The 14,751-nt window shown below is 68.7% G+C and carries 14 protein-coding genes, 1 tRNA gene and 1 other RNA gene; 7 read left to right on the plus strand and 9 right to left on the minus strand.

Annotated features, from left to right (window positions below; translation table 11 throughout):
- The 6 genes from QE397_RS18910 to ffs all read right to left on the minus strand — a co-directional run bounded on the left by QE397_RS18910 (window position 1) and on the right by ffs (window position 6,710).
- A complete protein-coding gene (locus QE397_RS18910) occupies window positions 1–1,212 on the minus strand; it encodes an acetyl-CoA C-acetyltransferase (RefSeq protein ID WP_027506628.1) in 1,212 nt (403 codons plus the stop codon).
- Between the two features lie 176 nt (window positions 1,213–1,388).
- The gene (locus tag QE397_RS18915) at window positions 1,389–3,605 is read right to left on the minus strand and encodes a DNA polymerase III subunits gamma/tau (protein WP_307096685.1); all 2,217 of its coding nucleotides are present in this window, start codon (window positions 3,603–3,605) and stop codon (window positions 1,389–1,391) included.
- A 46-nt stretch (window positions 3,606–3,651) separates the two neighbouring features.
- Window positions 3,652–4,236 (minus strand): HhH-GPD-type base excision DNA repair protein, encoded by a 585-nt coding sequence (locus QE397_RS18920; RefSeq protein WP_027506627.1) that lies wholly within the window; start codon window positions 4,234–4,236, stop codon window positions 3,652–3,654.
- Window positions 4,237–4,248: 12 nt separating this feature from the next.
- Window positions 4,249–5,154: a hypothetical protein gene (locus QE397_RS18925; RefSeq protein WP_307096689.1), complete on the minus strand. Its 906-nt coding sequence runs from the start codon at window positions 5,152–5,154 to the stop codon at window positions 4,249–4,251.
- A gap of 133 nt (window positions 5,155–5,287) precedes the next feature.
- Window positions 5,288–6,574 carry an aminotransferase class I/II-fold pyridoxal phosphate-dependent enzyme gene (locus QE397_RS18930; protein ID WP_285186964.1) on the minus strand — a complete coding sequence of 429 codons (1,287 nt, stop codon included), beginning with the start codon at window positions 6,572–6,574 and terminating at the stop codon, window positions 5,288–5,290.
- A 41-nt stretch (window positions 6,575–6,615) separates the two neighbouring features.
- Window positions 6,616–6,710, minus strand: an RNA gene (gene ffs, locus QE397_RS18935) — signal recognition particle sRNA small type.
- Window positions 6,711–6,792: 82 nt separating this feature from the next.
- Here ffs and QE397_RS18940 point away from each other — a divergent pair.
- Window positions 6,793–6,877, plus strand: a tRNA-Ser gene (locus QE397_RS18940).
- Window positions 6,878–6,920: 43 nt separating this feature from the next.
- Here the strand turns inward: QE397_RS18940 and QE397_RS18945 are convergent.
- Both QE397_RS18945 and QE397_RS18950 read right to left on the minus strand, forming a co-directional pair.
- On the minus strand, window positions 6,921–7,055 hold the full coding sequence (locus tag QE397_RS18945) for a hypothetical protein (RefSeq protein WP_268788599.1): 135 nt from the start codon (window positions 7,053–7,055) through the stop codon (window positions 6,921–6,923).
- A gap of 50 nt (window positions 7,056–7,105) precedes the next feature.
- Window positions 7,106–8,014 (minus strand): DUF2797 domain-containing protein, encoded by a 909-nt coding sequence (locus tag QE397_RS18950; RefSeq protein WP_307096693.1) that lies wholly within the window; start codon window positions 8,012–8,014, stop codon window positions 7,106–7,108.
- Window positions 8,015–8,047: 33 nt separating this feature from the next.
- On the opposite strand from QE397_RS18950, the gene QE397_RS18955 reads away from it, so the two are divergent.
- Window positions 8,048–8,587: a hypothetical protein gene (locus QE397_RS18955; protein ID WP_307096695.1), complete on the plus strand. Its 540-nt coding sequence runs from the start codon at window positions 8,048–8,050 to the stop codon at window positions 8,585–8,587.
- A 140-nt stretch (window positions 8,588–8,727) separates the two neighbouring features.
- Entirely contained in the window at window positions 8,728–9,630 is a 903-nt protein-coding gene (locus tag QE397_RS18960) for an alpha/beta fold hydrolase (RefSeq protein WP_027506623.1), read from the plus strand.
- Window positions 9,631–9,690: 60 nt separating this feature from the next.
- Here the strand turns inward: QE397_RS18960 and QE397_RS18965 are convergent, their stop codons facing one another.
- Window positions 9,691–11,076, minus strand: a complete 1,386-nt coding sequence (locus tag QE397_RS18965) for an MFS transporter (protein WP_027506622.1) — start codon at window positions 11,074–11,076, stop codon at window positions 9,691–9,693.
- 128 nt (window positions 11,077–11,204) lie between these two features.
- On the opposite strand from QE397_RS18965, the gene QE397_RS18970 reads away from it, so the two are divergent.
- The 4 genes from QE397_RS18970 (at window position 11,205) to QE397_RS18985 (ending at window position 14,688) form a co-directional block, all read left to right on the plus strand.
- Entirely contained in the window at window positions 11,205–12,158 is a 954-nt protein-coding gene (locus QE397_RS18970; RefSeq protein WP_307096697.1) for a LysR family transcriptional regulator, read from the plus strand.
- Window positions 12,155–13,045 (plus strand): tRNA glutamyl-Q(34) synthetase GluQRS, encoded by an 891-nt coding sequence (gene gluQRS / locus QE397_RS18975; RefSeq protein ID WP_222633297.1) that lies wholly within the window; start codon window positions 12,155–12,157, stop codon window positions 13,043–13,045. The genes QE397_RS18970 and gluQRS overlap by 4 nt, the downstream gene beginning before the upstream one ends.
- Before the next feature lie 104 nt (window positions 13,046–13,149).
- Window positions 13,150–13,866, plus strand: coding sequence for an RDD family protein (locus QE397_RS18980; protein WP_307096700.1), 717 nt, complete (start codon window positions 13,150–13,152; stop codon window positions 13,864–13,866).
- Between the two features lie 78 nt (window positions 13,867–13,944).
- Window positions 13,945–14,688, plus strand: a complete 744-nt coding sequence (locus tag QE397_RS18985) for a queuosine precursor transporter (RefSeq protein WP_027506618.1) — start codon at window positions 13,945–13,947, stop codon at window positions 14,686–14,688.
- Window positions 14,689–14,751: the final 63 nt, after the last annotated feature.

The raw sequence follows: 14,751 nt of genomic DNA on the forward strand, positions 1-14,751 counted from the left end.
TCAGACTCGCTCGATGATGGTGGCCACGCCCATGCCGCCGCCGATGCACAGGGTGATCAGTGCGTAGCGGCCGTTCCGACGCTCGAGCTCGTCGAGCACGGTGCCGGTGATCATGGCGCCCGTGGCACCGAGGGGGTGGCCCATCGCGATGGCGCCACCGTTGACGTTGAGCTTCTCGCCCGGGATCTTCAGGTCGCGCTGGAAGCGCAGGACCACGGAGGCGAATGCCTCGTTCAGTTCGAACAGGTCGATGTCGTCGACCGTCAGGCCGGCCGCGGCCAGCACCTTCTTCGACGCGGGCGTCGGCCCGGTCAGCATGATGGTGGTGTCGGCGCCGCTGGTGGCGGTCGCGACGACGCGAGCGCGCGGCGTCATGCCCATCGACTTGCCGGCGTCCTCGCTGCCGACGACGACCAGGGCCGCACCGTCGACGATGCCCGACGAGTTACCGCCGGTGTGGACGTGATCGATCTTCTCGATCCAGTGGTACTTCTGCAGCGCGACGTCGTCGAACCCGCCCATCGCGGCGATGCCCTCGAAGGCCGGCTTGAGCTTGCCGAGCGACTCGACGGTGGTGCCGGGGCGCATGTGCTCGTCACTGTCGAGGATCAGCAGACCGTTCTGGTCCGTGACCGGCACGACGGACTTGGTGAAGTAGCCACCCGACCATGCGGCTGCAGCGCGCTCCTGGGACTGCGCGGCGTACGCGTCGACGTCCTCACGGGTGAAGCCCTCGATCGTCGCGATGAGGTCGGCGCCGATGCCCTGGGGGGCGAAGTAGGTGTCGTAGTTGGTCTGCGGGTCCATGGCCCACGCGCCGCCGTCCGATCCCATAGGAACGCGGGACATCGACTCCACGCCACCGGCGATGACGAGCTCGTCCCAGCCCGACCGCACCTTCTGCGCGGCGAGGTTGACGGCTTCGAGGCCGGACGCGCAGAAACGGTTGAGCTGGAAGCCGCCGACCGTGTCGGGCATCTTCGCGGCGAGCACCGCGGTACGGGCGATGTCGGCACCCTGATCTCCCACGGGCGAGACGACGCCCAGGATCAGATCGGAGATGCGATCCTCGTCCATGTCGGGGAAACGACGGCGGAGCTCGTCGATCAACCCGGTGACCAGCGAGATCGGCTTGACCGAGTGCAGCGACCCGTTCTTGCCCTTACCTCGCGGTGTTCTGATGGCTTCGTAGATGTATGCCTCTGTGGTCACTGAACACAGTTCCTTCCGACGTGAGACTCGGGCAGCACGGTGCACTGGTGACACCGGCGCCCACGAGGACAGACCTCGACGCCATTCACCCTAGGCATGGAGCCGCGCTGCCGAAAGGACCGAAACGAGCGCGCACTGTGACACTCCTGCCGGTGTTTCACACCGTCAGCAGCAGGTCAGACGTCTTTCAGCGGGGTGGCACCCAGCTCGGACTGCAGCAGCTCGAGCGCGACCTCGTCCGGATCGCGACGCGTCGACGGATCGACCGGCTCCTTCGCCTGCTTCATGAGCTCTTCCTGCTCCTCCGGGCTCTCCGGGGGAGGTGGACCGTCGTACGGCGAGGGACCCGGGTCGTCCGGATAGTCGGGCTCCTCGGGCGGCGGAGGGATGTCGTCGTCGGACGGGCGCGAGGGCGTCGACCGCGCCGGGGCGCTGCCGGACTGCGCCGGCCGTGCCGGCTCCGGGGTGGGCGCCGACCTGCTCGGGCGCGAGAACCGAGGGCCGGTGGACGCCGGGCGCTCGGCCGGGGTGGATGCCGGCGCCGGTGCCGCCGACCGGGCGGTGCCGTCGCCCGCCTCGCAGACCACGGTCCACTCGACGCCGAAGACGTCACGCAGCGCGTCCTTGATGACCTCGGCGTTGCGGGGCTCGACCAGCCTCTTGGCCAGCGGTACCGAGTCGTGCGCCAACACGATCGCCCCGTCCCCGACAGACTTCACGGTGGCGCCCGAGAGCATCACCTCGACGGTGCGGCTGCGCTCCCGCACCTTCGTCCGCACCTCGGACCAGACGGCGCGCACGTCCGCGGCATCCGGACCCTCCGCCGCGGCGGGACTCGGCGCGGCGGGCTCGGGTGCTGTCTCTGCTGCCGTCTCTGTCTGCTCGAGTGCCGACTCGGCGGGCTCGGGTGTCGTCGATTCGGCGGCCGGGGTTTCCACGGCTACGGGAGTGGGCTCCGGGGTCGGCTCGGGTTCAGAGGTCGGCTCGGTTTCGGGGGTCGGCTCGGGCTCAGGGGTGGCCGGCTGCGCTGCGGCCGGTTCGGGGCGCGCAGGTCTGGGTGTGACCGGTTCCGGTGCAGCGACTCTGGCTGCGGGGGCGTCGACGACGGGCGCGGGAGCGGGGGCCGGCTCGGCCGCCCGCTCGGACGGACGGCGGTACGTCTGCTGCTGCGCCGCCGCCTCGAGGCGGTCGTGCTGATGTTCGGCCTCGACCGCAGCGGCCTCGCCTGCGGGCAGGGTCACGTCGAGGCGCCGTTCGAGGCGCTCCAACCGTTGCAGCACAGCACTTTCCGCATCGGACGCCGCCGGCAGCAGCATCCGCGCACACATGACCTCCAGCAACAGCCGGGGAGCTGTGGCGCCGCGCATCTCACCGAGTCCGGCGTGCACCGTCTCCGCGAATCGGGCCAGCGTGGCCGGGCCGATGCGCTCCGCCTCGTCGCGCATCCGATCGAGCATGTCGGCGGGGGCGTCGACGAGTCCGCGCTCCCCCGCATCGGGGACCGCGCGCATGAGGATGAGGTCGCGGAGTCGATCGAGCAGGTCCACCGCGAACCGGCGGGGATCGTGGCCCGCGTCCATGACCTTCTCGACGGTGCCGAACAGAGCGGCACCGTCCCGGGCGGCCAGTGCGTCGACGGCCTCGTCGATCAGCGCGACGTCGGTGACGCCGAGCAGAGTGAGTGCGCGGGTGTACTGCACACCCTCGTCGCCTGCACCGGCGAGCAGCTGGTCCAGCACGCTGAGGGTGTCGCGCGGGGAGCCACCACCGGCACGAATGACCAACGGGTACACCGCATCCTGCACGGTGACCTTCTCCTCCGCACAGATGCGCTCCATCAGACCGCGCATGGCGAGCGGAGGCAGCAACCGGAAGGGGTAGTGATGGGTGCGGCTGCGGATGGTCGGCAGCACCTTCTCCGGCTCCGTGGTCGCAAACACGAAGATCAGGTGCTCGGGCGGCTCCTCCACGATCTTGAGCAGCGCATTGAAGCCCGCCGTCGTGACCATGTGGGCCTCGTCCACGATGAAGACGCGGTAGCGCGATTCCGCAGGCGCGTAGAACGCGCGGTCACGCAGCTCACGGGTGTCGTCCACGCCGCCGTGGCTGGCCGCGTCGAGCTCGATGACGTCGAGGTTGCCCGGGCCGCCGGGAGCGAGCGCGACACACGAGCCGCACACTCCGCACGGCGTCGACGTCGGACCCTGGACGCAGTTGAGCGACCGCGCCAGGATACGTGCGGACGACGTCTTGCCACACCCGCGAGGGCCGGAGAAGAGGTAGGCGTGATTGATGCGCTTCGAGTCCAGTGCGACGGACAGAGGCTCGGTGACATGCTCCTGCCCGACCACTTCCGCGAACGTCGCTGGACGGTACTTCCGGTACAGGGCCACGCGAGAGAGAGTACCGACGTCGACCGACAGAACGGTCGGCGGGAACCTACGATCCTGCGCTCTCCTTGGCGGCCCGCTTGGCCGCCTTCTTGAACTCGCGCACCTCGCCCAGACTGGTCGCGTCGACCACGTCGGCGATGGATCGTCGGGAGCCGTCGTCGCCGTACGATCCGGCGGCGTCGCGCCACCCGGCCGGCTCCACACCCATCTGCTTGCCCAGCAGAGCCAGGAAGATGCGCGCCTTCTGATCGCCGTACCCGGGCAGCGCCTTCAGTCGCTTCAGCACTTCTCTGCCGTCCGGGTCGCCGTCCGTCCAGATGGCGTCGGCGCGGCCGTCCCACTCGTCGACGATGTACGAGCACATCGACTGGATCCGCTTGCCCATCGACCCGGGGAACCGGTGCACCGCGGGTGGAGTGGAGCAGATCGCGAGGAAGTCGTCCTCCGGCATCTCGGCGATCGCGCGGACGTCGAGCGACCCGATGCGATCCACCAGCTTCTTCGGACCGGCGAACGCCGACTCCATCGGTACCTGCTGATCGAGCAACATCCCGATCAGCAGCGCGAGCGGGTCGGAGGCGAGCAGGGCGTCGGCGTCGGGATCCCCCACCAAGTGCAGCGTCGTGGCCATGGCGTCATTCTTTCACGCGGACAGCGCAGCACGAATGCGCTGCGCCAGCCGACCGTCGACGAGGTCCGCCCACGTCCACCGCACGACGATCCACCCGGCGGCACGCAGAGCGTCCTCCCGAAGCTTCTCGCGGATCACGACTGCGTTCGCGGACTCGCCGTTGCGTGTGTACTTCGCCAGTCCGTCGAATTCGCCGAGCACGCGCTGGTCCTCCCACAGGAAGTCCGGCCGATACGTGCGCCCGTCGATCACGATCTCGATCTGCAGCTCGGGCGCGGGGAGCCCGTGCCGATCGAGGTACACCCGACTGCGCGATTCGCCGACGCTCTCGCTACGACCGTCCAAGAATGCGGCGGCACGTCGAGCGCCCGCGACGCCGCGCCGACGGCCACACCCGCGGATCGCCTCGGTGATGTCGTCGATCGATGTCGGAGTGCATGCCAGCGCCGAATCACCAACGCACACAGCGGCTTCGAAGCTCGAGGCACACGCAAGATCCGCCACGGTCCGCGCCGCGGAGGTCACTCTCGCACCGTCACGCATCACCACGTCCACATCGGCGAGTGGATGCGTGTGAAGGTGCCGTACCGCGTCGACACGTCCGCCGGTCGGCCTGTCGACCGTCAGGTGCACCAGCGGTGGCGGCCCCTGCCACAACGACATGCCCCACGCCAGCGCGGCCGACTCGTGGCTGAGCGTGAGACCCGGTCCGCCTGCGGCCAGGGCTGCCCGGGCTGCGAGAAGGTGTCGAGCCTCCGGCGCGGAGTCGGTGAAACGCCGCTTGTCGACGAAACACCCCCGCCGCACGGCCACGATGGACCCGGACCTGCGTGCACTGCGGATCTCGGTGTCGGACACACCTCGGCCGAGAAGATCCGCGCGCCGGATCAGTTCTGCGGCTCCGCCCTCGTCGCTCATGTGACGATCGTGGCCGAGATCCAGGAATGCTGCTCATGGCCATCCACAGGCGTCGAACCGTCACCGGTTTCCGCAACTCACAGGGGTTGCAGCCGGTGAAACCTGCCGGAATCGGTGTGAGAACCCGACCGAACTACGACCCGAGCAGCTTCTCCGTCGCGGCCAGCAGCACGCAGGTGGCCACGCCGTCCATCGCCGCGGACAACTCGTCGGTGGACGGGAAGCTGGGGGCGAGGCGGATGTTGCGGTCGTCGGGATCGCGCTTGTACGGGAAGGCGGAGCCGGCGCCGGTGAGGGCGATGCCGGCGTCCTTCGCCAGGGAGATGGTGCGCGCAGCGGTGCCGTCGAGCACGTCCAGGCTGACGAAGTAGCCACCGTCGGGCTCGGTCCACGATGCGACCTTCGAGGCACCGAGCCTGTCGTCGAGGATTTCCTGGACCATCGCGAACTTGGGCGCGAGGATCTCGCGGTGCTTGGCCATGTGCGACCGCACACCGTCGGCATCACCGAAGAAACGCAGGTGGCGGAGCTGATTGAGCTTGTCGGGGCCGATGCTCTTCTTGCCGTAGTGGCCCAGGTACCAGTCGAGGTTCGCCGACGACGAACCGAGGAAGCTGACGCCGGCACCGGCGTAGGTGATCTTCGACGTGGACGCGAAGACGTACGGACGGTTCGGGTGACCGGCCTCCGCTGCCAGGCTCAGCACGTCGTACGCGGGCGGGAACTCGTCTGCCAGCGGATGTACCGCGTAGGCGTTGTCCCAGAACAGCCGATAGTCGGCGGCCGCGGTGGGCATCGTCGCGAGAGCGCGGGTGACCTCCTCCGAGTACACCGCGCCCGTGGGGTTCGCGTAGTTCGGCACGCACCACATGCCCTTGATCTGCGGATCGCCCGAGACCAGCCGCTCGACCTCGGCGACGTCGGGGCCGTCCTCGTTCATCGTCACCGGGATCATCTCGATGCCGTAGCTCTCGGTGATGGCGAAGTGCCGGTCGTAACCGGGGCTCGGGCACAGGAAGCGGACGACGGGTTCGGCCGACCACGGACGCACCGAGTCGACGGTGCCGTGCAGCAGCCCCCACACCACGAGGTCGTGCATGATCTCGAGGCTCGCGTTGTTTCCCGCGATCAGGTTCGCGGCCGGGATGTTCAGTAGCTCACCGAAGATGGCGCGCAGCTCGGGCAGACCCTGCAGTCCGCCGTAGTTGCGGCAGTCGGTGCCCTTGCCGTCCCGGTAGTCCTCACCGGGCAGGGTGAGCAGGCCGGCCGCGAGATCGAGCTGCTCGGGTGATGGCTTGCCGCGGGTGAGGTCCAGCGAGAGTCCGCGTGCGACCAGTGCCTCGTACTCGGCGGTGCGCTTCTCGTGCTCCGCGGCCAGCTCGTCGGGGTTCATCAGTCCGAGTTGAGCTTGGCCGGTCATGGCGAGGAGGGCCTTTCGAGGCGACTGCGCGTGGCGGGAAGTTAAGGGGACCCCGCGCACCCGGCAGAGCCCGTTGACCCTTGCTGCCTTCCGGCCCTGGGGGAGTTCACAGGATGCGCGCCGCGCGGGATCCGTGGACGAGTCTAGCCACATCCCCCGCCCACCACCGAACCGACCCGATTCGTCTCAACGGGGGTGTCGCCGGTAAGGTAGCCGACGGAGGATTCGCCTAGTGGCCTATGGCGCTCGCCTGGAACGCGGGTTGGGTTAACGCCCTCAGGGGTTCAAATCCCCTATCCTCCGCAGAGAAAGACCCCCGTGCACTGCACGGGGGTCTTCTTCGTTCTCACTCCCTGTCCAGCACCCAGGTCACCGGAGCCGGGTCGAGCCCTTCCACGACCACCGCGGCCCACGCCTCGGCTGTCGACACGTCCTCGTGCTCGGCGGTGGCCAGGATGGAGTCGTCGCTGGTGTCTCTCACTCGATAGGTCGGCATGGCTCACGAATGCCACGCGGCGGCCGGGGACAAACTCAGAACAGTGCTTCCTGCATGGCGGGCAGCGCGGTGTCGAACTCGCCCCACTCGATGCGGCGGCCCCGCAGTCGGGCCAGGTCGGCGACGTAGACGGCATCCGGATCCTCCGCCACCGTCGCGCCGACGGCGGAACCGATGCACCACTGCACGGTCAGGCCGTGCGCACCGACGGCAGTGTCCAGCGGATAGGCCGTGCGCCGACCCGTGAAGGCCGCCTCTCGGCCCGCGGGCGGCTCCCACTGCTCGTCGACGACACGGAAGTCGTCGTCGGAGAAGTCGGGACCGAGGTCGGCGAGCACCTCGCGCGCCAGTGTCGCCGCGTCGGCGTTCGATCGGTCGAGGCGGGCGAGATCGATCGGGCGGGTCAACCCCGCCGCCTTGGCTGCGGCGCGCACGGCCTGGCGCAGACCGGCAGTGTCGGTCATCGCGTCCTCGAGGTGCCGCACCACGCGTCCGTCGACCGCCCGTGCGACGTAGCGTCCGACCACAGCGCCCTGCTCGGTGAGCCGTCCCCATTTCCGAGGATCCGCCGCCGTTCCCACCTTGTCCGTCCCGTCGGCGAAGGTCGCGACGTAGAGCCAGTGCGGTTGCATCACGACGCTCTCGAGCCCCTTCGACAGGAAGTCCTGCCGGTGGACGATGTGGACGAACCGGTACGGATCCGCCGCGACACAGGCGTCGCAGTGCACCCCGGAGGTGGCGCGCGCACCGTTCGGGCAGGCCACGGGACGGCCGTCCTCGGCGCGGCGACCGATGCACCAGAGCACACCCGGCGCGTCGAGCGCGCGGTATCGCAATGCGGACGACAGCACCGGCCGGGACGTCACCTCGCCGGTGTCCGTGTCGGTGACTCCGAGCAGCGGCTCCCCGCGTGGCCACCCGGCACCGCGCACGACCAGGGCCATCGCGACTCCTCTCCACCTGGCAGCATTCCCGGGATGAGCACACCCGGACCCGTCGGATCCCTCTACCGCCGAGTGACGACGCGCAAGGCCGGCGTGCTGCCCCCGCACCGCGCCACCCGACGTCTCTCGGCCTACGTCTACGGAAACGTCCTGGTGATGACCGTGGTGGTCGCCGCCAGTCCGTCGTCCATCGCGAACGGTACGGCGGCGTTGTTGGTGATCGGCACCACGCTCACCACCTTCCTCGCCCACATCTTCGCGGACGCCGTCGCGGCCGGCACCGTCGACGACGACACCGTCGACTGGCGCGAGGAGTTGCGGGACTCGCTGCCGATCGCCTCCTCGGGCGTCGCGCCGTCGTTGCTGCTGGCGCTGGCGTGGCTCGATATCCTGCCCGGCGCACTCGCGCAGGGGCTCGCGGGTGGTCTGGTGACGTTGCGTATCGCGTCGATCCCGGTGGTCGCCGAGCGTCTGCGCGGCCGCGGACTGTCGTTTCGCCTGGTCCTGGCCGGTATCGCCACCGCAGTGCTGGCCGCGATCGTCGTGGCGGTGAAGGTGTATCTGACGCACTGATCGCGTCGTTCGCCACCGAAACCTCTTGTGACCGACACCGCCGCCGGGCAGTGAATGTCTGGGATCACATGCTCGCGGAACGGCTCCCCGCCGCCCACCAGCGTGCACACTGGAGCGGTAGTACAACGGAGGGATCTCCCATGGCGGCACTCGATACCGCACAGCCGGACATGCAGACACTCAGTCTGCACGGCAACGAACTGAAGTACCTGGACATCGGACACGGCCCCGCGGTCATCCTGATCCACGGGCTGCTGGGCTCCCATCACAACTGGGAACCGCAGATCGACACCCTGTCGCAGCGGTACCGCGTCATCGTGCCGGACCTGTTCGGCCACGGTGAATCGGACAAGCCCGCCGGGGACTACTCCATCAGTTCCCACGCCGCGACGGTGCGCGACCTGCTGCACAGCCTGGACATCACGTCGGCGACGTTCGTGGGCCACTCGCTCGGCGGTGGCATCGCGATGCAGACGTTGTACCTGTTCCCCGAGTTGGTCGAGCGCATGGTGCTCATCGCCAGCGGCGGACTCGGCCCCGAGGTGAGCCCCCTCCTGCGTGCGGCCACCCTGCCGGGCAGCGAATTCGTTCTCCCGCTCATGGCGAACCGCACCGTGCGAGGCCTCACCGATCTCGCGATCGATCGGCTCGACAAGCTGGGACTCCCCCTGATGAGCGCCAGTTCCTCCGAGGCGTGGCGCAGCTTCGGGTCGGTCCAGGACGCCGGCACCCGCCGCGCGTTCCTCGCGACCGCCCGCTCCGTCATCAGCTTCCGCGGTCAGACCATCAGTGCGACACCGCACTTCGCCAACTTCCCCAACATCCAGGCGATGCTGGTCTGGGGTGCGCGCGACAGCATCATCCCCAACTCGCACACCGAGAACGCTCGGGCCGAGTTGCCGCACGGCCGCGTCGAGATCTTCGAGAGGGCAGGGCATTTCCCGCATCTCGACAATCCCGACCGCTTCGACCGCATCTTCACCGAGTTCATGCGTGACTGCGAGGCCGGTGCCTCGCGTCCGCACCTCGTCGCCGAGGCCTGACACACACACGAACGCGCCCTCTCCCGTCATGCGGGAGAGGGCGCGATGCTGTGTGCGTGCCTACTTCGTCGGGATACCGGCCTTCGCGAGCTCGGCCTCGGTGGCCAGGTTCTTCGCGTCGGCGATGTCGATGCTCTCGAGCGCGATGCCCTTGGTCTCACGAGCCACCACGACGGCGATCAGCGTGATGAGCGCGGAGGCTGCGAGGTACCAGGCGATCGGCACGGACGAGCCGTAGACGTCCAGCAGCTTCACCGCGATGATCGGCGCGAGCGACCCTGCGACGATCGACGTCACCTGATAGCCCAGGGACACACCGGAATACCGCATACGCGTGGGGAACATCTCGGACATGATCGCCGGCTGGGTGGCGTACATGAAGGCGTGGAACACCAGTCCGATGATGATCGCCAGCATGATGACGACGTTGTGGCCGCTGTTCATCATGGGGAAGGCGAAGAAGCCCCACGTGCCGGCGGTGACCGCACCGACGAGGTACACCGGACGGCGTCCGACGGTGTCCGCCAGGCGACCGACCAACGGGATCACCGCGAAGTGCACGGCGTGCGCGATGAGCATCCACCAGAGGATGGTGCTGGTGTCGGTTCCCACCTCGACCTTGAGGTAGGTGATGGAGAAGGTGACCACCAGGTAGTACATGACGTTCTCGCCGAAGCGCAGGCCCATCGCGGTGAACACGCCACGCGGGTAACGCTTCACGACCTCGAAGACGCCGTACGACGCGGCCTTGATGACCTCGGCCTGCTTCTGCGCCTCGACGAAGATGGGTGCGTCGGTGACCTTGGTGCGGACGTAGTAGCCGACGAAGACGATGACGGCGGACAGCCAGAACGCGACACGCCAGCCCCAGCTGAGGAACGCGTCCTCCGAGAGCACGGTGGTGAGCACCAACAGGACGACCGTCGCGAGCAGGTTGCCGCCGGGGACACCGGCCTGCGGCCAACTGGCCCAGAAGCCGCGGCTCTTGTTGGGGCTGTGCTCGGCGACGAGAAGCACTGCGCCGCCCCACTCGCCGCCCACCGCGAAGCCCTGGATGAAGCGCAGCGTCACCAGAAGTGCCGGCGCCCAGTACCCGATCTGGTTGAACGTCGGCAGGCAGCCCATGAGGAATGTGGCGGCGCCGACCAGCACCAGCGAGAACTGCAGGAGCTTCTTACGTCCGTACTTGTCACCGAAGTGACCGAAGACGATGCCACCGAGCGGTCGTGCGACGAAGCCGACCGCGTACGTGACGAAGGCCGCCAGGATCGCGTCGAGTTCGCTGGTTCCCTCCGCGAACATGATCTTGCTGAACACGAGCGTCGCCGCCGTGCCGTAGAGGAAGAACTCGTACCACTCGACCACGGTGCCCGCCATGGATGCGGCGACCACCTTCCGCAGACCTGACGGTTCCTCGTCGCGATCCACCCTGTCGACAACCGACATGACATTCTCCTTGCTGAGTCTCCGGTGCCGGGACAGTGATCCACGGCACACGCTGGGTCGAGTATCGACGCAGATCACCGCGCCGCACAATGGCCGCGCGCGCACGACCGAACTGCAAAGATGCACACATGACCTCGTCCGGACGCTCCTCGGCGCACACGCCGCCCAGCGCGGACGATCTTCTCGTCCTCCTCGCCGTCGGGCGCAGCGGCCGCTTCACCGCCGCCGCGGACAGCCTCGGTGTCAATCACACGACGGTGTCTCGCCGCATCGCCTCACTGGAGAAATCACTCGGTGGCCGGGTACTGGTCCGCACCTCGGGCGGCTGGGAACTCACCGACCTGGGCCGACACGCACTCGCCGCGGCCGAGACGGTCGACAGCGTGGTGCGCGGCCTGGTGGACCCGGGCGGTGCGTCGCTGCGCGGTGTCGTCCGCATCTCCGCGACCGACGGATTCAGCGCCTACATCGCGGCGCCCGCCGCCGTCAGTGTGCAGGAACGGCACCCCGAGGTGTCCGTGGAACTGGTCGCCGCGACGCGACGCGCCTCGCAACAACGATCGGGAATGGACATCGAGATCGTCGTCGGCACGCCTCAGGTGCACCGCGCCGAGGCCGTGCACCTCGGCGAGTACTGCCTCGGTCTGTACGCCACTCCGGAGTACCTCGAGCACCACGACACCATCACCACCCGACGCGACCTCGCCGGCCATCCCCTCGTCTACTTCGTCGAGTCGATGCTCCACGTCGACGACCTGGATCTCGCGCGCTCGGTCGCCGTCGGCGACGCTCCCCCGTCGTCGGACGTCCCGGTGATGCGGAGTTCGGTGAGCTCGACCAACGTCTTCGTGCACGTCGAGGCCACGCGGGCGGGCGCCGGTATCGGCCTGCTGCCGTGCTTCATGGCCGACCGGCACCGCGATCTCGTGCGCATCCTGCGCTCGGAGGTGTCGGTCACCCTGGCCTACTGGCTGGTCGTGCGCGGCGAGACGCTGCGCCGCCCCGAGGTCGGGGTGGTGGTCCACGCGCTGCGGACGGAGGTCGCGTCCCGACGGGACGAGCTCATGGGTCGCGGCGAGTGAACGGCCGCTTCGCACCGAGCCCCTCCGGCGACCTCCACATCGGGAACCTCCGCACGGCTGTGCTCGCGTGGCTCCTCGCCCGCGGAACCGGACGCGGATTCGTCCTGCGCGTCGAGGACCTCGATCGCGTGCGACCGGGCGCCGAGCACCGTCAGCTCGACGATCTCGCCGCCGTCGGCATCACCGTCGACGGGCCGGTGGTGCGGCAATCGGATCGCCGAGAGTCCTATGCCGCGGCCATCGCCTCCCTCGCCGCCGACGGCCGTGTCTACGAGTGTTTCTGCACCCGCCGCGAGATCCAGCAGGCCGCGTCCGCACCGCACGCTCCCGAGGGTGCGTACCCCGGAACCTGCCGGAACCTCACCGAGGCGCAACGCGCGTCCCGCCGCGCCGAGGGCCGACGCGCCGCGCTGCGGTTGCGTTCGGACACGCGGTCGTTCACCGTGACCGACGCCCTCGTCGGCGAGTTCACGGGCGTGGTCGACGACCTCGTCCTCCAGCGCACGGACGGCGTTCCCGCCTACAACCTCGCCGTCGTCGTCGACGACGGGTTCCAGAGCGTCGACCAGGTGGTTCGCGCGGACGACCTGCTCGCGTCGGCGCCGCGTCAGGCCTACCTCGCCGGTCTGCTCGGCGTGCAGATCCCGGAGTACGTGCACGTCCCGCTCGCTCTCGGACCGACGGGCAAGCGCCTCGCCAAGCGGGACGGCGCCGTCACCCTGCGCGACCGACTCGCCGCCGGGCAGACCGTGTCCGACGTCCGCGCCGAGATCGCGTCGTCGATCGGGGTTCCGTCCGAGCGCACGCACGAATCGCTGTCCGACCTGGCCTCGCACTGGTCCCTGGACCTGCTCCCGAGGGAGCCGTGGTTCGTGCTCGGTCACTGATCGAGACCCCGTTGCAACGGAACATCGCACACCGGTCGGGGCGTATCGGACGTAAGGTGGCCGCGAGAAGACTCCGACACGTCAACCCGTACGAGAAGGACATCATGACCACAGGCGGTTTCGACCCGAGCAAGGATCCGCAGAACCCCGGCAGCTACCCGCCGCCGCAGCAGGGTTCCTACCCGCCCCCGTCGCAGGGGTCCTACCCGCCGCCCTCGCAGGGCAGTTACCCCCCGCCCTCGCAGGGCAACTACCCGCCGCCGCAGGGCAACTACCCGCCGCCGCAGGGTGGCTACCCCCAGCAGGGCGGCTACCCCCAGCAGGGTGGCTACCCGACGCCACCGCAGTTCGACAACACCACCAACTACGGTGGCTCGAACTTCGGTGGAGTGCCCGGCGGCGGTCAGCCCGGTGGGCTCGGCATTCGACTGGGCGCGCGCATCATCGACGGGATCATCGTCGGCATCGTCGCGCTGATCCTCGCCGCGATCTTCGGTGCGACCGACAACATCCTCGTCACCGGGCTCTTCTCCGGCGTCCTGACGTTCGCGTACTTCGTCGGCCTCGAGGTCAGCCAGGGCGCGACTCTCGGCAAGAAGATCCTCGGACTCCAGGTGCACGGTCCCGCCGGCACGCCGCGGCCGACGCTGCAGCAGTCCGCGATCCGCAACGCGTTCACGCTGCTCAACATCATCCCGTTCCTCGGTAGCCTGCTCGCGTTCATCGCCGTGATCGTCATCGCCGTCACGGTCAACTCGAGCCCCACCAAGCAGGGCAAGCACGATCAGTTCGCCGGTGGCACCCAGGTGGTCAAGAAGTAGCCTCCGCACACACCGACATCGGGCGCGGGTCCCTTCGGGGATTCGCGCCCGTCGTCGTCTCGGTGCTTGGATCGACCGGTGACTGCAACCAACTCCACCGCCACCGACGGCGACACTCCGTCTGGACAGGCCTCGTTCGCCCACATCAGCCGTGGCTTCTACCCCGCCATCGTCGCGCTCTTCGTCGCGACACTGCTGATCTCGAACGTGGCCGCCAGCAAGGGTGTCGCCTTCTTCGCCGCGTCCGACGTCTCGCTCGGGCCCTTCCAGATTCTCCCCATCAACACCGACGGCGCGTTCTTCCTCTTCCCCCTCGCGTACATCCTCGGCGATGTCCTCAGCGAGGTGTACGGGCTCAAGGCGACGCGCCGCGCCATCTACCTGGGCTTCGGCTCTCTCCTGCTCACATCGGTCTGCTTCTGGATCGCCATCGAACTCCCCGCCGCGTCGTTCTACGAGAACCAGGCCGCACTCGAGACCGTCGTCGGCGTCGTGCCGCGCCTGGTCCTCGCCGGTCTCGCCGGTTACACCGTCGGACAGCTGTTGAACTCCATCGTGCTGGTGAAGATCAAGGAACGCACCAAGGAGAAGCACCTGTGGGCCCGCCTCATCGGGTCGACGGTGGTCGGCGAGTTCTTCGACACCCTGATCTTCTGCAGCATCGCGGCCGGCGTCATCGGCATCACGACGGGCGCCGACTTCGTGAACTACGTCATCGTCGGCTTCCTGTGGAAGACCCTCGTCGAGGTGCTCGTGCTCCCGATCACCTACGCCGTCATCGCGTACATCAAGAAGCGCGAGCCGACCTACTCCCCGGACTGACCCCCGCCCGCCCCCGCGAGTACGTCGATACTGTCGTTGTCGAGCACGACTTCACGACACTAT

The sequence above is a fragment of the Rhodococcus sp. SORGH_AS_0301 genome, assembly GCF_030818285.1.
Taxonomy (GTDB): domain Bacteria; phylum Actinomycetota; class Actinomycetes; order Mycobacteriales; family Mycobacteriaceae; genus Rhodococcoides.